The sequence below is a fragment of the Streptococcus downii genome (assembly GCF_004353325.1).
GTDB classification, from domain to species: Bacteria; Bacillota; Bacilli; order Lactobacillales; family Streptococcaceae; genus Streptococcus; species Streptococcus downii.
In genome coordinates this window covers 613,765-634,383 of sequence record NZ_MZNX01000009.1, presented here as the reverse complement: position 1 = coordinate 634,383, position 20,619 = coordinate 613,765, and the positions used below count along the sequence as shown (strand labels likewise).

21 protein-coding genes are annotated in these 20,619 nt (G+C 39.3%); 4 read left to right on the top strand and 17 right to left on the bottom strand.

All coding sequences use genetic code 11. From position 1 onward, the window contains the following. Positions 1 to 312 precede the first annotated feature (312 nt). The 4 genes from nrdH to E2R31_RS09490 all read left to right on the top strand — a co-directional run bounded on the left by nrdH (position 313) and on the right by E2R31_RS09490 (position 4,824). Positions 313 to 531, top strand: coding sequence for a glutaredoxin-like protein NrdH (nrdH, locus tag E2R31_RS09505; protein WP_000259240.1), 219 nt, complete (start codon positions 313 to 315; stop codon positions 529 to 531). 80 nt (positions 532 to 611) lie between these two features. Next, positions 612 to 2,771: a class 1b ribonucleoside-diphosphate reductase subunit alpha gene (gene nrdE, locus E2R31_RS09500; protein WP_132974184.1), complete on the top strand. Its 2,160-nt coding sequence runs from the start codon at positions 612 to 614 to the stop codon at positions 2,769 to 2,771. Between the two features lie 183 nt (positions 2,772 to 2,954). Beyond that, on the top strand, positions 2,955 to 3,917 hold the full coding sequence (gene nrdF, locus E2R31_RS09495) for a class 1b ribonucleoside-diphosphate reductase subunit beta (protein WP_000451378.1): 963 nt from the start codon (positions 2,955 to 2,957) through the stop codon (positions 3,915 to 3,917). A 139-nt stretch (positions 3,918 to 4,056) separates the two neighbouring features. Continuing rightward, positions 4,057 to 4,824: a DeoR/GlpR family DNA-binding transcription regulator gene (locus E2R31_RS09490; protein ID WP_000917585.1), complete on the top strand. Its 768-nt coding sequence runs from the start codon at positions 4,057 to 4,059 to the stop codon at positions 4,822 to 4,824. Positions 4,825 to 4,866: 42 nt separating this feature from the next. Here E2R31_RS09490 and lacG read toward each other — a convergent pair whose 3' ends face one another. The 17 genes from lacG to E2R31_RS09405 all read right to left on the bottom strand — a co-directional run bounded on the left by lacG (position 4,867) and on the right by E2R31_RS09405 (position 20,385). Continuing rightward, on the bottom strand, positions 4,867 to 6,273 hold the full coding sequence (lacG, locus tag E2R31_RS09485; RefSeq protein WP_132974182.1) for a 6-phospho-beta-galactosidase: 1,407 nt from the start codon (positions 6,271 to 6,273) through the stop codon (positions 4,867 to 4,869). An 84-nt stretch (positions 6,274 to 6,357) separates the two neighbouring features. Beyond that, positions 6,358 to 8,052, bottom strand: coding sequence for a lactose-specific PTS transporter subunit EIIC (locus E2R31_RS09480; RefSeq protein WP_132974180.1), 1,695 nt, complete (start codon positions 8,050 to 8,052; stop codon positions 6,358 to 6,360). After that, positions 8,052 to 8,369, bottom strand: a complete 318-nt coding sequence (locus E2R31_RS09475) for a PTS lactose/cellobiose transporter subunit IIA (RefSeq protein WP_132974178.1) — start codon at positions 8,367 to 8,369, stop codon at positions 8,052 to 8,054. Before E2R31_RS09475 ends, E2R31_RS09480 begins: the two co-directional genes overlap by 1 nt. Positions 8,370 to 8,403: 34 nt before the next feature. Beyond that, positions 8,404 to 9,240, bottom strand: coding sequence for a PRD domain-containing protein (locus E2R31_RS09470; RefSeq protein ID WP_132974177.1), 837 nt, complete (start codon positions 9,238 to 9,240; stop codon positions 8,404 to 8,406). 237 nt (positions 9,241 to 9,477) lie between these two features. Further along, the gene (gene lacD, locus E2R31_RS09465) at positions 9,478 to 10,458 is read right to left on the bottom strand and encodes a tagatose-bisphosphate aldolase (RefSeq protein WP_084976233.1); all 981 of its coding nucleotides are present in this window, start codon (positions 10,456 to 10,458) and stop codon (positions 9,478 to 9,480) included. Between the two features lies 1 nt (position 10,459). Further along, positions 10,460 to 11,389, bottom strand: a complete 930-nt coding sequence (locus E2R31_RS09460) for a tagatose-6-phosphate kinase (RefSeq protein WP_132974175.1) — start codon at positions 11,387 to 11,389, stop codon at positions 10,460 to 10,462. A gap of 10 nt (positions 11,390 to 11,399) precedes the next feature. Next, positions 11,400 to 11,915: a galactose-6-phosphate isomerase subunit LacB gene (gene lacB, locus E2R31_RS09455; RefSeq protein WP_001216921.1), complete on the bottom strand. Its 516-nt coding sequence runs from the start codon at positions 11,913 to 11,915 to the stop codon at positions 11,400 to 11,402. Positions 11,916 to 11,945: 30 nt separating this feature from the next. Beyond that, positions 11,946 to 12,371, bottom strand: a complete 426-nt coding sequence (gene lacA, locus E2R31_RS09450) for a galactose-6-phosphate isomerase subunit LacA (RefSeq protein ID WP_000029277.1) — start codon at positions 12,369 to 12,371, stop codon at positions 11,946 to 11,948. A 291-nt stretch (positions 12,372 to 12,662) separates the two neighbouring features. Beyond that, positions 12,663 to 13,559, bottom strand: coding sequence for an aldose 1-epimerase family protein (locus tag E2R31_RS09445; RefSeq protein ID WP_132974173.1), 897 nt, complete (start codon positions 13,557 to 13,559; stop codon positions 12,663 to 12,665). 106 nt (positions 13,560 to 13,665) lie between these two features. Next, the gene (locus E2R31_RS09440) at positions 13,666 to 15,141 is read right to left on the bottom strand and encodes a PTS galactitol transporter subunit IIC (protein ID WP_000382509.1); all 1,476 of its coding nucleotides are present in this window, start codon (positions 15,139 to 15,141) and stop codon (positions 13,666 to 13,668) included. A gap of 44 nt (positions 15,142 to 15,185) precedes the next feature. Continuing rightward, a complete protein-coding gene (locus tag E2R31_RS09435) occupies positions 15,186 to 15,491 on the bottom strand; it encodes a PTS sugar transporter subunit IIB (protein WP_000590551.1) in 306 nt (101 codons plus the stop codon). Between the two features lie 37 nt (positions 15,492 to 15,528). Then, positions 15,529 to 16,005: a PTS sugar transporter subunit IIA gene (locus E2R31_RS09430; protein WP_165941814.1), complete on the bottom strand. Its 477-nt coding sequence runs from the start codon at positions 16,003 to 16,005 to the stop codon at positions 15,529 to 15,531. A gap of 190 nt (positions 16,006 to 16,195) precedes the next feature. After that, positions 16,196 to 16,885, bottom strand: coding sequence for a sugar phosphate nucleotidyltransferase (locus E2R31_RS09425; RefSeq protein WP_132974169.1), 690 nt, complete (start codon positions 16,883 to 16,885; stop codon positions 16,196 to 16,198). A gap of 11 nt (positions 16,886 to 16,896) precedes the next feature. Then, complete coding sequence (locus E2R31_RS09420; RefSeq protein ID WP_132974167.1) at positions 16,897 to 17,775, bottom strand: DMT family transporter; 879 nt, start codon at positions 17,773 to 17,775, stop codon at positions 16,897 to 16,899. Between the two features lies 1 nt (position 17,776). After that, positions 17,777 to 18,634, bottom strand: coding sequence for a phosphotransferase family protein (locus E2R31_RS09415; RefSeq protein ID WP_132974165.1), 858 nt, complete (start codon positions 18,632 to 18,634; stop codon positions 17,777 to 17,779). A gap of 16 nt (positions 18,635 to 18,650) precedes the next feature. After that, positions 18,651 to 19,673, bottom strand: a complete 1,023-nt coding sequence (locus E2R31_RS09410; protein WP_132974163.1) for a ribitol-5-phosphate dehydrogenase — start codon at positions 19,671 to 19,673, stop codon at positions 18,651 to 18,653. Positions 19,674 to 19,677: 4 nt separating this feature from the next. Beyond that, complete coding sequence (locus E2R31_RS09405; RefSeq protein WP_000638516.1) at positions 19,678 to 20,385, bottom strand: IspD/TarI family cytidylyltransferase; 708 nt, start codon at positions 20,383 to 20,385, stop codon at positions 19,678 to 19,680. Between the last annotated feature and the right edge of the window lie 234 nt (positions 20,386 to 20,619).

Below are 20,619 nucleotides of genomic sequence, written 5' to 3'. Positions count from 1 at the left end.
CCTTACAAGACTGTATTATATCATCTTCAAGATAATTTTTCAAGTATTTTATGGACTTTCTTCAATTTCCTTTCAGATAACTTGCTGAAAATCTTCTATATAAATTATCAACATACAGGATATAGTTTTTTTGTTTTAATAAACTTTGATAGTTCAATGAAAGTCAAAGCTTATGTTTTAAAAACCACTATATCTTGTATTTGGTTTTTAAAACTGTAACTTTTAGGCACAAGATTTAGTTTAAAAAGTTTGACAAAGTTTTTTTTTCTGATATACTAAGAAAGTAATCAAATTTTATGAGGAGTTACGAAAATGGTAACAGTTTATTCTAAAAATAATTGTGTACAATGTAAAATGACCAAACGTTTCTTGGATAGCAACAATGTAGCCTATCGTGAAATCAATCTTGATGAGCAACCAGAGTATATCGACCAAGTTAAAGAGCTTGGTTTCAGCGCTGCTCCTGTTATCCAAACACCAACTGAAGTTTTTTCAGGTTTTCAACCAGGAAAACTAAAACAGTTAGCATAATCTTAGTACATCATCCAGAAGAAACTGCTTCTAGGGCTAACTTAGAGGCCTTTCTTTTGTAATTAGATAAGGGAAATTTTATGGGATTAAAACATCTTGAGGACGTGACCTACTTCCGTCTCAATAACGAAATCAACCGTCCTGTCAATGGACAAATCATGCTTCATAAAGATAAAGAAGCCTTGGATGCCTTCTTTAAAGAAAATGTAGTTCCAAACACTATGGTTTTTGATTCAATCACTGATAAAATCAACTACCTCATTGAACACAACTACATTGAAACAGCATTTATCAAAAAATACCGCCCAGAATTCTTGGAAGAATTGTCTCAATTTATTAAAGATCAAAACTTCCAATTCAAGTCTTTCATGGCTGCCTATAAGTTTTACAATCAATATGCCTTGAAGACTAACGATGGGGAATACTATCTTGAAAGCATGGAAGATCGTGTCTTCTTTAACGCACTTTATTTCGCAGACGGGGATGAGGCGATTGCGACTGATATTGCCAATGAAATCATCCACCAACGCTACCAACCAGCTACTCCTTCCTTCTTGAATGCTGGTCGCGCCCGTCGTGGGGAGTTGGTATCTTGTTTCTTGATTCAGGTAACTGATGACATGAACTCTATTGGACGTTCTATCAACTCTGCCCTTCAACTTTCACGTATCGGTGGTGGTGTGGGAATTTCCCTCAGCAACCTTCGTGAAGCTGGAGCTCCTATCAAAGGTTATGAAGGAGCAGCATCTGGTGTCGTGCCAGTTATGAAGCTTTTTGAGGACAGTTTCTCTTACTCAAACCAACTCGGGCAACGTCAAGGTGCTGGGGTTGTCTACCTCAACGTCTTTCACCCAGATATCATCGCCTTCCTTTCAACTAAGAAAGAAAATGCAGATGAAAAAGTTCGTGTAAAGACCCTTTCACTTGGTGTTGTAGTACCCGATAAATTCTACGAATTGGCTCGTAAAAATGAAGAAATGTATCTCTTTAGCCCTTACTCTGTAGAGCTTGAATACGGTGTGCCATTCAACTACATCGACATCACAGAGAAATACGATGAGCTGGTCGCAAATCCAAACATCCGTAAGACAAAAATCAAGGCGCGTGATTTGGAAACGGAAATCTCTAAATTGCAACAAGAGTCTGGCTATCCTTATGTAGTCAACATCGATACGGCTAACCGTGCTAATCCTATTGATGGTAAGATTATCATGAGTAACTTGTGTTCTGAAATTCTCCAAGTTCAAGAACCAAGTTTGATCAACGATGCTCAAGAATTTCTTCAAATGGGAACGGACGTTTCATGTAACCTTGGTTCAACTAACGTGGTCAACATGATGACCTCACCTGACTTTGGTCGTTCTATCCGTGCTATGGTACGTGCTCTTACTTTCGTTACAGATAGTTCCCACATCGTAGCTGTTCCTACTATCGACCACGGAAATAGTTTGGCTCACACCTTTGGTCTTGGTGCCATGGGGCTGCACAGCTACCTTGCTCAACAACTGATCGAATACGGATCACCTGAGTCTGTTGAGTTTACAAGCATCTACTTTATGCTTATGAACTACTGGACCTTGGTAGAATCAAACAATATCGCTCGCGAGCGTGGTATCACCTTCCATAACTTTGAAAAATCAGACTATGCTAACGGAAGCTACTTTGATAAGTATGTGACAGGCGAATTTGTTCCAAAATCAGACCGTGTTAAAGAACTCTTCAAAGACGTCTTTATCCCAAGTGCTGCTGACTGGGCTGAACTTCGTGACAAGGTTCAAGCAGATGGACTTTATCATCAAAACCGTCTAGCTGTTGCTCCAAATGGTTCTATCAGCTACATCAACGATGTTTCTGCATCTATCCACCCAATTACGCAACGTATCGAAGAACGTCAAGAAAAGAAAATTGGTAAAATCTACTATCCTGCCGCAGGCTTGTCAACAGATACTATCCCTTACTACACTTCTGCTTACGACATGGATATGCGTAAGGTGATTGATGTTTACGCTGCTGCAACTGAGCACGTAGACCAAGGTCTTTCACTCACTCTCTTCATGCGTAGTGACATTCCAAAAGGTCTTTACGAATGGAAGAAAGAAAACAAACAAACGACACGTGACTTGTCTATCCTTCGTAACTACGCCTTTAACAAGGGCATCAAGTCTATTTACTACGTCCGTACCTTTACAGACGACGGTGGGGAAGTCGGTGCTAACCAATGTGAAAGTTGTGTGATTTAATGGAAAAAATTTTTACTACTTGTTTAAATAGTAAATGGGGGCCAATTTACGTTATACTTTTTCTTGGCCCCATGACATTTATTGCTTACTCCGCAATAAAAAAATATGATACCATTGAAATAGGTCCTATAAAACTAAGCAAGGCTGCATAATAATTACTATTACATTGGAGAAATACACCTTATGGAAACTTACTACAAAGCCATTAACTGGAATGCCATCGAAGATGTCATCGACAAATCAACTTGGGAAAAGCTGACGGAGCAATTCTGGCTCGACACTCGTATTCCTCTGTCAAATGACCTAGACGACTGGAGAAAATTATCAAACAAAGAAAAAGACTTGGTAGGAAAAGTCTTTGGTGGGTTGACCCTTCTTGATACCATGCAATCTGAAACTGGTGTACAGGCTCTTCGTTCAGACATCCGTACACCGCATGAGGAAGCTGTTTTCAACAATATCCAATTTATGGAATCTGTCCACGCAAAATCATATTCTTCTATCTTCTCTACCCTGAATACTAAGGCTGAAATTGAAGAAATCTTTGAATGGACCAACACTAATCCCTACCTACAAAGAAAAGCTGAAATTATCAATGAAATCTACCTCAATGGTAGTCCCCTTGAAAAGAAAGTTGCCAGTGTCTTCCTTGAAACCTTCCTCTTCTACTCCGGTTTCTTTACACCGCTCTACTATCTCGGTAACAACAAACTTGCCAATGTTGCGGAAATTATCAAGTTGATTATCCGTGATGAATCTGTTCACGGAACTTATATCGGGTACAAATTCCAACTTGGTTTTAATGAATTGCCTGAAGAAGAGCAAGAAAAACTCAAAGAATGGATGTACGATCTTCTCTATACTCTCTATGAGAACGAAGAAGGTTATACAGAAAGTCTCTATGACGGTGTTGGTTGGACTGAAGAAGTCAAAACCTTCCTTCGCTACAATGCCAATAAGGCCCTTATGAACCTAGGACAAGATCCACTCTTCCCAGATTCAGCTGATGATGTCAATCCTATCGTCATGAACGGAATTTCAACAGGAACTTCTAACCACGACTTCTTCTCTCAAGTCGGAAATGGTTACCTCCTTGGTGAAGTTGAAGCCATGCAAGACGAGGATTACAACTACGGTTTAGACTAATTTGGCCAATCATTCAAAATATCATGGTTTGTTTAAAACAACCATGGTATTTTTGTTTTTGTTTTATTTTGTTTTTTTCTATTTGATTGATTGAGCGTTTTATGGTAAGATAATAATAGTAGAAATCGAGGTGATAAGGATGCTAAAGCAAGAAAAACTAGATAGTATTCTAGAAGCAGTAAACACAAAAGGCACTATTACTGTAAAAGAGATTATGGAGAGTCTTGATGTGTCAGATATGACAGCTCGCCGCTATTTACAAGAACTAGCAGACAAGGATTTGCTGGTTCGTGTGCATGGTGGCGCTGAAAAACTTCGTACAGGTTCTCTATTAAACAACGAACGCTCAAACGTCGAAAAACAAGGCTTGCAGATTGCTGAAAAACAAGAAATTAGCCGTTTTGCAGGTCATTTGATTGACGAAGGTGAAACCATTTTTATCGGGCCAGGTACAACCTTAGAATGTTTTGCTCGTGAGCTTCCTATCGATAATATTCGTGTTGTAACAAACAGTCTTCCAGTTTTTCTCATCCTAAACGAACGAAAATTAACAGATTTGATCTTGATTGGCGGAAATTATCGCTCTATCACTGGTGCTTTTGTAGGGACACTCACCTTGCAGGATTTGACAAACCTTCAGTTTTCTAAGGCATTTGTTAGCTGTAATGGTATTAAGGATAAGGCAATTGCTACTTTCAGTGAAGAAGAGGGCGAGGTACAACGAATCGCCTTGAACAATGCCAATAAAAAATACTTACTAGCAGACCACAGCAAGTTTAATAAGTTTGATTTTTACACATTCTACAATATCTCAGAGATTGATACCATCGTTTCAGATTCCAAACTGAGTCAGGAGACATTTGAAGATCTGTCAAAACAAACAACCATTCTTTTATCAAAACCATAAAAATCCCCCTGCCTTTTGGCGGGGAATTTTTTTGTTTTAGTTTTACTCGATAATCTGTGTCTCAGCTAGTTTCTTGTACCAGTGAGCCGATTTCTTCGGATAGCGCTCCTGCGTCTCAAAATCAACATAGAAGAGACCGTAACGCTTTTCGTAACCATTTGACCAAGAAAAGACATCCATCAGCGACCAGATAAAGTAGCCCTTGACATTGGCTCCATCAGAGATTGCATCTGCTATCACTTCCATGTGTTTCTTAACGTAATCAATCCGTCCATCATCGTAGACTGTCCCATCCACAAACTCATCTTTGTATCCGAGACCATTCTCAGTGATGTAGATTTTCTTGTAGTTAGGATAATCTTTCTTCACGCGCATGATTTGGTCATACAAACCTTGAGGGTAGATAATCCAATCCCAATCCGTACGTGGTACATAGTCAGGCGCCACTCGACGGCCGACTCCCTTAATCTGATATTTAGAGCTTCCTTTTTCACCCTTACCGTTGTGAATGATTTCTGTTTCGCCATCAAAGGCTTGCATCCAATCACTCATATAGTAGTTAATACCGAGGAAGTCATTCAAGTCTTTTGCTGCTTCTAGGACTGCGAAATCTTCTTCACGCAGATCTAAACTTCCACCATTGACTGCTAAGATATGGTTGACACCTTCCATTGTTTCTTCGGAATATCGTCCTAGATAAGTCGCATCCAAAATAAATTTATTGTGAATGATATCTTCTAACTCGGCTGCACGAACATCTGCTAGATTATCTGGATCCAGAGGATACTTAGTAGGCAGTGCATGAACCACACCAATTTCACCCTTATATCCCTTATCCTTGAAAAGTTTTACTGCACGCGCATGCGACACCATCATATTGTGATGAGATTGGAAGACTTTGGCAAGGTCGTACTGAATACCTGGAGGGAATTTCCCAACCAAATACTGACCATCCCCTATCGGCCCAATTTCATTAAAGGTTGTCCAAAAGTTAACTTCAGGAAATTCTTCAAAACAGAAGGCTGCATAATCCACAAAGTGATTAATGTTTTCTCTATTCAGGAAATCTCCGTTTGAATGAAGTGCTTCTGGCGTGTCAAAGTGATGAAGAGTCACGAAGGGCTCAACATGCCGTTTGTGACATTCTGCAAACAACTTGTGATAGAACTCAACTCCCTTGGCATTGACTTTCCCGTAACCAGTTGGAAAGATACGTGACCAAGCGATTGAAATACGGATACCATTGACACCATACTCTTCTGCTAGTTTGAGGTCAACTGGGTATTTGTGGTAGAAATCACTGGCTGGTTCAGCAGTGTACCAGTAGTTAGCTTTGAGGTATTTGTCCCAGGCGACTGGCCCTTTACCATCAGTATGTGTAGCACCTTCTGCTTGGTAGGCTGCTGTTGCCCCGCCAAAAATAAAGTCTTTTTGAAGTGTTTTTGTCATTTGATTCACCTTTCAAGAAATAGAAATGAGATGGGGGTATAGTTGAGAGGAGTTCCTCCATCTCACTTCTTCGCTATTTACCTTTTATTCTTCGAACTGCGCTTGAACAAAGGCAAGAGCGCCTTTTCCATCGCGAGTCAGCTTAATGTATTGACCACCTTCTGTCTTGGCAAGTTTAATACCAAGCTTGTCGGTTTCGGCCTTCATGTCTTCAAAGTTTGAAGCTACTTGAGGAGCAAGGATAACCAGATCAAACTCAGGCAACATTTCACGGTGAGCTCCATAGCCACCAGCTGCTGCTTTAACAGGAACCTTGTACTCTGCAGCTGCCTTGTTTAGAGCATTTGCAAGAAGGCCACTTGTTCCTCCGCCTGCACAGAGAACGAGAACATTTGTTTCCTCAGTGATAGTGCTTTGCGCTGCTTCTACACCTGCTTTTTCAAGAATAGCATCTGCTTTGGCAGTATTGAAGTTTGCAGCTACTTTTTCTTTTAATTCATCATTAACTTTACCAGAACGCTCTTCTTCAAGGATTTGTTCATCATAGACTTTAAGAAATGGATAGTAAATGACAATGTCAACAACGATTAGAAGGGCAGCAAGAATGAACGATAGAACTTGGAAGTTTGTACCGAGAACAATACCGAGCGGACCTGGTGTTGTCCAAGGAAGGTTGGCAGTAAATGAGTTCATGCCAAGCGTTTCGATAAAGAATTTGAAAATCCATACGTTTGCGATTGGCGCAAAGATGAAGGGAATAAAGAAGATTGGGTTCAAGACAAGTGGTGCACCAAACAGAATTGGTTCATTTACACCAAAGAAAGTTGGAACTACTGATGCACGTCCGATTGCACGGTTTCGTTTCGATTTGGTCAACCACATGAACATGAATGGAACAACCAGTGTCGCACCCGTACCACCCATGGTAACGATAAACATTTGTGTACCTGAAGTAAGGATCTTGTCTGCATGCATCCCTTGTTGGAGAAGGTTCAAGTTGACTTCAGCATTTGCATAGGTAATCGCTGCGATCGCAGGCTCGACGATGGAAGGACCGTGGATACCAACAAACCAGAAGAAGGCAAAGGCCCCAAAGATAATGGTAATACCTAGATAACCATCAGCAGCAGAGAATAATGGTGCAAAGAATTTACCGATTGATTCTGCAACGCTGGCACCAACAAATTGGCGAGCCAGTAAATCAAGGACGTAAAGAGAAACAACTGAAAGAGTGAATGGAATCACATCTTTAAAAACTTGTGAGATATTGGGTGGAACTTCGTCAGGCATACGAATGGTAACGTTGTTCTTAACACAAACCTTATAAATTGCTACGGTAACAAAGGCAGCAAGAAAGGCTGAAAGCAAACCTTTTGTCCCAAGGAAACCTGTCGCAAAGCCACCTTCAATCGGATCAGCTGCTAACATCAACAAACCAACAATCGCAGCCAAAAGGGTTGACATATAGTTGATTTGATTGGTTTTCTCCATGCTACGGTTTACTGAGTCGGTCAATGACTTAGCTGTTGTACCAGCTACCAAGAGAGCCAAAATACCCATTGAATAGCTGTAAGGTTTCATTAGAAAGGCTACAACTTCATCAGACCATTTAAAGCCCCATGAGTTTGGTACAAAAGCAATCAAGATAAAGATACTTGAGAAGAGAATAACAGGCATACCTGCAATGAAACCATCACGAATAGCGCGAAGATAGATATTACGAGATAGTTTCTCAAAGAAAGGCTTTCCTTTCTCAATAAATGAAATTAGTTTGTTCATTACTTAACTCCTCTCTTGTAGAGTTCGATTAAATGGTGCATCAAGTCTTTTAACAAGATAGCTGTCATCAAGTGGTCTTGGCCATGCATCATGGTTACACTATAAGCTAAGTCCTCACCAGCTGCTTCCTTGGTCAATAGACTTGTTTGCGCGTGATGAGCCTCGGCGATACAGCCACCAGCTTCCTCCACGAGAGCATCTGCTTTCGCAAAATCACCAGCTTCAGCAGCCTTCAAGGCTTCCAATAGTTTCGAACGAGCATCGCCAGCATAGGCTACGATTTCAAAACCTAACAATGTTACTTCTTCTCTATTCATGATAGAATCCTCCTTATACAGTTTTAAATAATTTTTATGACAATAAACGCTGGATATGTAGAACTAGATAAACTCGCTCACTCTTATACAAATCAAGACCAGTATGTTGCGTAATCACATCATAGATCTTGGAACCGACCTCAAATGCCTTTGGATAGGATTGTTTGATATGGTCTTCCATATCCAGAAGCGATTGATTATCATCTCTGGATCGGTCTAAATAATCCAAAAAATAGTTGAGATGAATCATAAAGCGATCATAGAAATGATTATTCTCTTTGGTTCGTTGAATAGCGTAACTCTTCAGCACTTCTTCAACATTCCTGAGAATTTCTTTCCTCTTATCTATCGACTCAACCACTTGAACTTCATTTTCCCCTTCGGCATTGATGAAATGATAAGCAATCCGAATAATCTCATCTTCAGGGAAATGATCTGTCAATTTCTGACGATAGATTTCAAAGGCTTCCTTTGCGATTTGAAAAGCGACAGGATACTTGGTAGAAATATCTGGCAGATTACTATCCTTGTACCTTCCTTGTGTTAGAGCTTGATAAGAACAGTAAATATGATCTGTCAAGGTCACATAGAGATATTCTTGAATCGGATAGTGATATTTCTTAGAAAGATTATCAATGATCTCGTAGGTCACTGTGATAAAATCAAGCGGAACATCTTTGAGAAGAGCCATAAAGTTTTCTCTGGACTCTTCTGTCTTCATCCGAAAGATTTTCTCAACTTGATCTTCAGAAATTAAATCCCCCTTCTTTTTCCCAAATGCAATCCCCTTACCAATCACAATCACTTCTTCTCCCTTGTCATTTCTGACAAGAGAGACGTTGTGATTCATTGGGTTTAGAATTCGATACATGGCAACCTCCTTTTATCTCTTAAAGGTATATGAGTATAAAAAATGACCACAAATGAACTAGAAAATCTTTTGATTTCTAATTCACCTGTGATCATGCCTAATATTACTTAGTAACACTCACCTTGTATTAACTTGTGATTTAAGTATAGCACAAGTAAGTTTTTTTGTAAACCTTTACATTCAACTTTTTTTAAATTTTTTATTTAGATCAATGTTCCTAAGATTAGGGGGGGAAACTTACGCACGTTCAGTCCATGAAGTCGCTGTGGTTTGGAGAACTTTGTTCAGTTCATCAATGTTCTCAAATCCAGTTGTGCGAAGCCATTCACGAGCTGCTGCCTCACCGTCTTTGATGTAGGCTTCAACTGATCCAGCCCAAGTTGCACGTCCACAAAGAACACCGTTGAAGTTTGCACCTGATTCGTGAGCAAAGACAAGGGTTTCTTGGAAGAGTTTGGCTGATACACCTGCACTCAAGTAGATGTAAGGAAGGTTAGTCGCTTCATCTTGTTCTTTAAAGAAGGCTGCAGCTTCTTCGCGTGTATACACGATTTCACCATCGCCAAATCCTTCAACGTATTTGACGTTGACTGGAACTTCCACTTTCAAGACGTCGATGTTGAAGCGTGGGTCTGAGAAGACCTTCATGGCACCGATAACCTTGTGTGGTTTCACTTTGGCGTATTCTGCAGAACCTGCGTCAGCAATCTTTTCATCGTAAGCCAAGATTTCAAGGAAGAATGGAATGTCCTCTGCCACACACTCAGAACCAATGCGTTCGATGTAGGCTTGTTTTTGTTGGTTGAGTTCGTCAGAGCTGTCTACATCGTAGTAAAGCAAGAACTTAACAGCATCTGCGCCTTGTTCCTTGATGCGTTTGGCAGACCAAACATCCAAGCAGTCAGGCAAGCGTTTGGTGCTAGTTGTGTCATAACCTGTTTTTTCATAAGCAAGGAGAAGGCCAGCATTTGGATCAAGCGCTTTTGTAGCTGGAAGCCCATACTCAGGGTCAAGAAGCATAGAGGATGCGTATTTTGTCAATTCATCTGCTACCAAGACCTTGAGTTCTTCCATTTGAGCCACTGTTGGCTCTTCTGTTTGGTATTGAGCCATGAGGCGTTTCAAAGCACCACGTTGGTCAAAGGCAAGAGCTGAGATAATGCCATTTTCATCTGAAAGTTTTTCTAAGCGTGCACGTTTTTGTTCTGTTAAAGCCATTTTATACCTCTTTTACTATTAATTGATCATATAAAGCTTGATAGTTGGCCATATTGACATGACCTGTCATCTTTTCTTGAGCGTTAAGCATACCAAGGACATTTGCCTTGATGAGGAGTTCTGCATCCGATTCCTTATGAAGAAGACCTGATGAAATACCTGCAACAGTAGAATCTCCAGATCCGACAGGATTGACTACCTGAATTCTTGGAATATCTACCTTGTAGAAAGTATCACCGTGTTTTGCAAAAGCACCATTTGCACCAAGTGAAACGATAATCCACTCAATCCCTGCAAATAGAGGCTCTTGAAGAACTTCTTTTAATTCATCCAAATCCTCAGAAACTTCTTTCCCAAGAAGCTGAGACAATTCTTCGTTATTTGGTTTAATAACTGTTGGTTTATGTGGTGATTCAAGGACAGCCTGAAGAGCTGCACCTGAGCAGTCTAGAACAACTGGTTTTCCTGCGCGATTAGCAAGTTCTACTAAGCTCGCATAGTAGTCAACTGGAAGACCTGCTGGCAGGCTACCAGAGATAGCTACTACTTCCACAGTGTCAAGGAGATTTTCGAAATGAGCCAAGAAATCTTGCCCTTCTTGTTCCAATACTTCAGGCCCTTTCTCAAGAATTTCTGTTTGGTTGTCTCCGTGTAGAATAGCGATACAGTTACGAGTCTCTCCTTGAATCGAGAAGAAACGTTTACTTACCTTATCGTCAATGTTTTCTACTAGATAGTCACCGAGTTTGCCCCCAACTAGACCAGTAGCAGCAACAGAATCACCAAATTCTGAAAGAACTCGTGTGACATTGAGTCCTTTACCACCAGCTGTTTTGGTCACGTCCACCACACGGTTGACAGTGTCAATTTTCAATTCACCCAAAGGATAAGAAATATCAATGGATGGATTCATTGTGACTGTTAAAATCATGCGTCACCTCTTAGTCGTGGTATTCACCACGATCCCATTTTTCAAGGAATTCTGTAAAGAAGTTTGCATCCGCTTGATGAGCATTGTGAGTTTCAACGTGCTCGATTTTAGCTATCAATTTTTTGTTTTCTTCTGATGGTTTATATTCGGCATTGATGAAAGCTTCGATGATATCACACATGAGCAATTCACCAGTGATTTTACCACCAAAACCAATAACGTTGGCATTCAACTGTTCTTTAGCGTAAAGAGCTGTTGTCATATCACGAACCAAGGCAGAACGTACACCTGGAACTTTATTTACAGCGTTGTTGATCCCAACACCGGTACCACAGATACATACCCCAAGATCAGCTTGACCGCTTGTAACGGCTTCACCAACTTTTTTACCAAAGATTGGGTAGTGAGTACGTGTGTGGTCATAGGTACCAAAGTCGATGACTTCATATCCTTTTGATTTCAAAAATTCTGAAACCGCCATTTTTTCATCTGTTACGATGTGGTCACATCCAATTGCAATTCTCATTTTTATCTTACCTTTCTTACTGTAATCTAATTAGCACATTTTATTCAACATATCAACACGAATTTGGTGACGACCACCGTCGTATTTGCCGTTAACAAATCCTTTAGCAATATTTTTAGCCAATTCATCACCAACAAGTTGTGCACCCATAGTGATCATACGTGAGTTATTGTGGCCACGAGTCATATAAGCTGAACGTTCGTCAGATACTTCTGCAGCAACCATTCCTTTGATTTTTGTTGCGACCATGAAAGGACCAGCACCATAGGCATCAATCACGATACCAAGGTTTTGTTCTTCTTTGTTTACTTCTGCAGCAACAGCAAGAGTCACATCAACAAAGTCTTGACCTTCAGCTGTAACATCCACAACGTGGAAGTTTTCTTTTTCCAAGAAGTCTTTCACAACTTCTTTCAATCTCAAACCTGCAGCATCTGCACCGATAACAATAGACATATTGTATACTCCTTTTTATTTTTCTAGGCTAGTAAAGACTTTTATAGTTAGCAGTTTACCTACAAAAGACTTTCTAGCAGTTTATTGACAAATTTGATTGAATGAGATGAATAACACCATATCCAAGTCCAGGAAACCAATTTCCTAGAAATAATCTTTCTCCGCGAAAGAGAATATAACAAGTGATTATTTGTTTGTTACAAACATCATTTGTTTTTTACAAACATAATATACTCCTATTTTCAGAAAAAGTCAACAGTAAATGTTTGTTTTTGTGTTATATTTTTTAATCTAAAAGATTTCAATATCAAAACCAATTTGATCCACTTGACCGGGTTCCAAGAGACGAACGTTTTTCTTATCTTCTAAATGATCTCCTTCTTCAAGAGATGTTGACAATCCAGACCATGGTTCAAACGCGATGAAAGGTCCCTTATTCAAAGTTGACCAAATGATGAGATTTGAGAACTCTTGGAAGTGTACTTTTAATCCCTTCTCATGCTTGCGCGAACGAAGGGAAATTGTTCTGGATTGCAACTCATCCAAAGTCACTGCATCAACACTAAACAGATCGTAACTGAGGTCCACTTCCTTTTGTGAATCCAACCATGGACTTCTATCTTGGAAGTCTAAGAGTCCAGTTTCTGGGAAAGGACGTGGAACAGAGCAAGTCTCTTCTTTATCAAACTCTATATAGTAATCTTCATAAGTTTCGCCATCTAGCAGAGGACAATTAAATCCTGGATGTCCTCCTACAAAGAATGGCATTACTTTATTAGTTTCTCTATTGAAAACTTTGTATTGAGTACGGACAGTCTTGCCATTCACTAGATAAGTGATTTCAAGGCGGAAATGATAAGGGTAGTTCTGATAAGTATTCTCATCATCTTCGATAGCAAAAGTTACGCTGTTTTCTGTTTGTTCAACTAATTCAAATTCTTTTTTACGGACTAAACCATGACGCGGAATGGTTCCTTTCGTCTCCGTTCCATCTTCGTGGCTATAGAAGGCTGTATCCTCTCTCAAAGAGCCACAGATTGGAAATAGTACTGGAGCTTGTCCGCTCCAGTAAGTGGAATCTCCTTGCCACAGATACTCAATGCCATCTCGGTCCTTAATAGACGACAAGGCGCCACCTAAGGTTTTAAATTGAACCGTTAACTGGTCTGATTTTATTTCAATTACCATAATGTTCTCCAACTATTTTTAGATATTTATATAAAAACTAGGTTGCCACTCCCAATGTAGGAAATTAACAACCTAGTTTTCACAATTTACATTTTATAGGAGCGAATTATTTAGCATTTGCTGCGTATTCTTCGTTACGTTTGATCATTTGTTTTCTATACCAAGCAAAGATACCTACATAGAATACAAGGAAGGCTGCTGCACCAAGGATTGCTTTGATATCACCTGTTGTAGCATTACCAATTGCCCAACCAAATAGTTTTTCGATTGGTCCTTCAAGAGTTGAGTGAGTGATCAATTGAGTTTGGCTCACACCTTCTGGGAAGGCACCTACACCTTTCGCAAGTTCAGTTGCAAATGGAGCGATAAGAGTACCTGAAAGAAGGAAGAGTGGCAACAAGAGTGTTCCGAAGATGATCATACGAAGCAATTTACCACGTGTAACAACCAAGAGAGCTGGAGTCACACCCATAGCGATGATACCTGCAAGTGGCAAGATACCATTTCCGACGTTTGAAAGAAGCACTGCTTCTACTAGCATGATTGGAGCAAGTACGTTGGCACAAGCCCAGATTTCAGCACGACCAGCGATGAAAGGCCAGTCAAGACCGATGTTGAATTTACGTCCTTGAAGACGTTTAGTAGCAACGTTTGTGATACCTTGTGAAAGTGGTTCTACGGCTGCGATGAACCAAGATCCGATAAGTGAGAAGAGCTCCAAGCAGACACCGGCAGTCAAACCGAGGCTCAACCAACCTTTAATAACAAGTTCCCATTTATCGGCTCCTTCTACACCAGCAACTGGGTGTGGAGTTCCCATCAAACCAATAACGATACCAAGAATGAAACCAATGAAGAATTTAGATCCCCAGAAACCGATTTTCTTGTTCAATTTTGCAGCGTCAAAGTCATATTTATCAAGACCTGGCAATACTTTATCAAAGATCTTATCCAAGACCATGATAACTGGGTTCATCATGTAGTTCATGTGAGTTGAAGTCATTGGTGATGAACTTGGTGCATTAAGAAGGTCGTCGAATGTTGGTTTCATCAAATCAGAGTTGATAATTTTCAAAACACCTACAAGCACAACTGCTGCAGTTGCGATGAAAAGTGAAACTCCTTGGCTAACACCATTGTTGTCTGCATACCATTTAATCAAAAGACCAGTGATTGACAAGTGCCAGATATCAAAGATATCGACGTCAAGTGTGTCCGTTTTCTTCATTGCAAGCATCACAACGTTGACAATCAACATCACAAGCAAGAAGTAAAGTGTCCATGCAGAACCCCAAGTGATCGTAGCAAGTGGTGCCCAACCAACGTCAGTGATGTTCAATTGAATACCAGTGTTTTCAACGAATTTCGCAAGAGATGCTGAGAAAGCTCCGTTGAGCATACCGATGATAGCACCGATACCAGTAAGAGCGATGGCAAGTTTGATACCACCTTCAAGCGCTTTGGAGAATTTCACTCCAAAAAGTAGAGCCAATACTGTCAAGATGATCAGCATGATGATAGGACCACCCATTTCCAAGACTGGCTTGAAAATCTTATTGGCTAGTTCGATAATGACATCCATAATAGTTCCTCCCTTTATTTTTATGGAATCTTACAAAATAATAATTAGCTTAGTCCGTGTTCTTTGATAGCTGCCTCAATATTGTCAAATACAGGAGCGCTCATTGCTGGAATACGGAACAAGATTGGTCCAGCTTCAATAACTGGAATACCTGGTTCAAAGCCAAGATCTGTTGCAGCGATTGGGGTAAAGATATCATATCCTTTGATAAGGTCTTCATTCACATCTTTTACCATAACTGCATCACAGTGAACATCGTAACCACGATTTGAAAGCTCTTCTTCAAGAGCACTTTTAATTTGGTGACTTGAGTTAACACCTGCACCGCAGGCAGCGAGAATTTTGATCATTTGGATTTCCTCCGATTTATTTTTTATAATGTACGATTTAAGCTGTTGCTTCAGAGATATAGGCATACAAGGCTTCTGGTTCAGAAATATTTGATAAATCTTCTAGGTGACCATTTCCTGTAAAGAAGTCCATCAACTGAGCAAGAATGTTGGTTTGACTCGAACTTGAATTGTTAATGATAAAGAAGAGTAGAGATACTTCCACTTCCTTATCAGGAGCAATCATATTGTGAAAAGTTACTGGTTTTTCTAATCGAACAACCACCACTTTCTCAGCTAGATTATGAACAATATCTGTATGAGGAATCGCTACATTTGGCAAGTCCTTACCTAGAAATTCCATATCTAAGCCAGTTGGAAATGACTTTTCACGCGTGATCAAGGCTTCACGATAAGTTGGAGTGACAATTTCTCGTTCCTCCAACAAGCTTGCTACCTGATCAAAGAGTTGTTCTTGATTATCCGCTTCTAAGCAAAACACCAGGTTTTTGTCAAAGAAATGATCTAATCCCATAACATTTTCCCTTCTTTCAATTATCTTTTATGCTATAAGTATAACACTATATGAAATCGTTGTCAATAATTTTTGTTTTATTTTGTTCATTTTTTTGTAATTTTTGTTTCATTTAAAGAATACAATCAATATCAAACACTCTTGTTATAAAATCCACAAAAAAAGAAGGCCCAAGCCTTCTTCTATTTCCTTACTCAATAGTAGATAAAATCTCTTCTAATTTATGGTAATCTTTTACACTATCAATTTCATAGATGCTATTTCCTTCTAATTCTTCGACATAGACATCTAATTCTTTGATATTATCCTTAACCATGTTATCCCAGTAGAGATCAACAAATTCACCACTTTCGTAAGCTTTGTCAATAAAGCCAACAATCTTCTCAGCAGTTGGTGCATCCCAGAATGAAACTCCACTCAGAATGCGACCAGCCTTGCTATCAACAATAATGTCTTGAACCTTGTAGTCATCACCATAAACCAAGAACCATTCATTCTCACAGTCTTCACGATAAACACTGAAATAGGTTGAACGTTTAAGATCGTTTCTAAACATATTTTTGAAAAGATAGTTATCCGCATCAATCACATAGCTGTTAGCCAAGTCTTCTTTAACGAGATAAAGTGAGTAAAAGTTGTTGTAATCAGCATACTTGTCGTTAAAGACTAAACGGACACCATATTTTTCTTTTAGATAGGAAAATTGTTCTTTGAGGTAGCCAACAACGATAATAATCTCATCGATTCCTCTCTCTTTCAAAAACTCGATTTGGTACTCTACCAAGGGTTTTTGATTAACCTTGACCAAAGCTTTTGGGGTATTTTCAGTCATAGGACGCAGACGAGTTCCCAACCCCGCTGCCAAGATAATTGCTTTCACGCTATTCTCCTTTATTTTTTAATAATAATATAAACACCAGCCATGACAACAAGCGATGTAATAATGGTCACCATATCGAGCGGTGTACCTAAAAGCATTGCTGAGAACAATACTGTCCATACGACATAGCTTACGTTCAAACCAGTTGCTTTTGCTGGTTGCAGACTATTGATAGCAATATAGTAAGCTAGGTATGAAATCATATTACATGCTGCAAAGACTAACATCAAACCCAGCAATTGTCCATCTGCTACTTCTGCAAATGAATGATGAGAAAAGAGGACAATGACAAGATATGACAAGAATGAGGTTACTTGGCGGATTAATAGTGCTTCAATTTCACTTAATTCACTTTCCATGGCGTAGGAACTAAGAACACTCTCACTTCCCCAAGCGATGGCACAAACTAATGCACAAAGAATTCCGATATAAAAAGAATTAACCTGCTCAACTTTATAAGTCTGGGCAATAATACCAGCGATAATCAACAAAATACCAAACACAGTATTCTTAGATACCTTGTGTTTCAAAATAAAAAATGCTAGTAAAACAGAAACTGCTGGGTAGATAGCTGATACTGAAGATGCAAGAGAACTTCCGATATACTTAACCGCATAAAGATTGGCTTGCATTCCTATAGGTCCAGCTAGCAAGGCTCCGATAATAACACTAACATTTCGGATATTTAGAAAAATCGAGAGTCGAACTTTTCCTTCTTTTACCAAAAGAAAAGCTAACAAGATAAAGATACTCAAGAAATCATGAGCGGCAGCCACCACAAAAGGTGAAAGATTGGTAAAAACTGAAAAGATATAAGAACTAATCGTTAGACCTAATCCCCAGAAGATACCAGAGAGCAGACCGAAAGAAACACCATTTTTATTCTTCATCCTAACCTCCATAATAAGTCAGACCCTCGACAGCTCTTTGGTAACGATTGATACCGTAATCTCCAAAATCAGCCCCTTGAGCTTCTTTATACACTGTCCACAAACTCCAGATGGTATCTTGTAAGATTTTATAGATTCGAATCTTTTCACGAGATACTGGAGTTTTGTCACCCTCATAGTAGGTTAGGAAATCTTCTTCTTCCTGATTTGTAAATTTAGACTCCAAAAAGAGAGCTGCCAAATCCCACATCGGATCATTCATAGAAGAGTATTCCCAGTCAATCAAATACATGCGTCCTTGGGGTGACTCGATAAAGTTTTCTGGTACCAAATCAATATGACAAGACTTTTTGTCAATACCTAAGTCAGCCAATCTTTTCTCTAGTGAAAATACTTCTTTTCTCACGGCTTCATAGTTAGCGTAAGGAATAGCTCCCTCAATCAAGGATTCATATTTTCTGATTTCCTCAAATGGAGCAAACTCTCCTCTTAGCTCTTTTCCTGAAGCATGAATGGTTTGTAAAATTGGTGCAATCTTTTTAAACTTGGACTTGATTGATGTTGAATCAAGAGTTACTGCTGATTCGATGTACTCATTGACCTTAATTCCTGACTCTATATCAAAGAGATAATTATTGACATCAAGATCCAAGTCTTTCAACAATTCAAGATTGTATTTTTCATCTTGACGATTGATGAGCTTTTCAGTTCCTTTTCCGAAAAATTTAACGATATAGGGTTTGGAGGTTGTTTTAACCAAGTAGTTTTGGTTGGTCATGCCACCCAGTTGTTCAACACTAAGGACTTCCTCTTCTTTAGATAGTAAAGAAGAAATTTTTTCTTTGATGATTTTCTCCACAATTAGCCTCCATCTCTTAAACTTCCCACTTAAACACTGTTTTGAAAGCAGTATTTAGGTCTGTAGCAAAGACACGATGAATGTCCTTAATTTCTCTCACTGGCTCTTCAACATAAAGGATATTTTTCAGACGATTTGCAAACTTTTTAACTTCCATCATCTGTATTGCATTTTCAAAATCAATCCGTCCAGATCGAGACGAACCGACCAATAATAAACCTTTTTCTAAAGAGTCTCGCGTATTGATATTAACCTTGTACTCGCTGACTCCCATCATGAGAATCGTTCCCTGTGGGCGAATATAACGGATCAAGTCATTGATAGCTGGTCCTGTTCCATCGCCACCACAACATTCAAATCCATGATCAAAGGTCAGATCCTTGGGAATATTATCCGTGATGTAGCACTCTTTTGCAAAAGAGAAAAGCTCCAATTTTTCCCAATGACGGCCAATCACGATAATCTCTGCTTCTGGCAAGGTGTAATTGATAATATTGGCAACCACAAAGGCCAAGCTACCGTCTCCGATAACTGCAATGCGCTCTCGCTTGCTATGAGCAAGATTTAAGAAACGATCCATGGCATGCATACCAACACTTACAAACTCAGTAATGGCAGCGACTGTGTCCTCAATGTAATTATAAGACACAACACGATCTTTGGGAAGAGAGACAAATTCTCTCATAAAGCCATCATAACCACTAGATAGGAAGTAGGTTCCAGTCATGTAGTTTTCGTAGAACTCTTTGTCACTCTGCATAGGCGGTTGATTTGGAATCATAACTACCTTTTGACCGACTTCATAAGTCCCAGTTGGATCGGAAATAACAGTTCCACAAGACTCGTGAATCATGGCCATAGGAAGCTTTTTAGCCAATATCTTTGGATCGCGTTTCCCTTGATAGTAACGTTGATCTGCATGACAAACCGCCATATAATTTGGACGAATAAGGATATGATTCTCCTGATCAATGTCCTCTTCTTGGTATTTTACATTGATAAACTTTGGTTTGGTCAGTTGATAAATTTGATTAATCATAGCCTTAGTCTTTCTCAATCATGCTTTTCGCGATTTTCAGGTCTGTCACAGTTGTGATTTTAAGATTTGAATATTCCCCTTTAGCTAGGGCAACGTCTTTTCCTTTGATAACAAAAATCTTACATGCATCTGTCAGGATTTCCTTTTCTTGGTCAGATAGGGAACCATACAAATCCATGAAATCCTTGCAACGGAAAGTCTGAGGTGTTTGACCTTGATAAAGGTGAGCACGATTTGGAATATCCGTGATAAACTGACCATTAGTACTTTCAACAATGGTATCAACTGCTTCTACTACTGTGTCAACCGCATCATGATTTTGAGCCAGTTTTATATTGTCCTGAATCATGCGAAGTGTGATAAATGGACGAACAGAGTCGTGGGTAATCACGATATCTTCTGGAGTGATTGGACGATAGGCATTAATAGCTTCTATAATCTTCTCGATACTGGTATTGCGATCAGCACCACCCTTGGTAATGATGATGCGATCCTTGTGGAGAGAAAGATACTTGTCAACCAAGTCCTCAGCGTGTGACACCCAGTCTCCATGAACTCCAACTACAATTTTTTCAATACTTGGTTCTAAGACGAATTTTTCAATTGTGTGGATCAAAATAGGTCGATCACCCAACTCCAAAAATTGTTTTGGTAAATTACTGATTCCCATGCGTGTGCCAGTTCCTCCGGCTAGGATTCCTGCATAGATCATTTATATTCTCCTTTAGTTTATTCTAAAAAACTCATTACCATCTATTATATCACAATCTGTCTCCATCATGAAGAAAAGACAGAAAACTATCTATTTAAATTTGAGAAATAAAATTAGATTTCCCTCTATATTTTTTACTTAACATTCGGTTAATATAGAGTTCTTTAGAGTATAATACAAACCTTAAAGAAAACTTAAAATCACTTTTAAGAATACAATAAAAAGCTAGGAAAC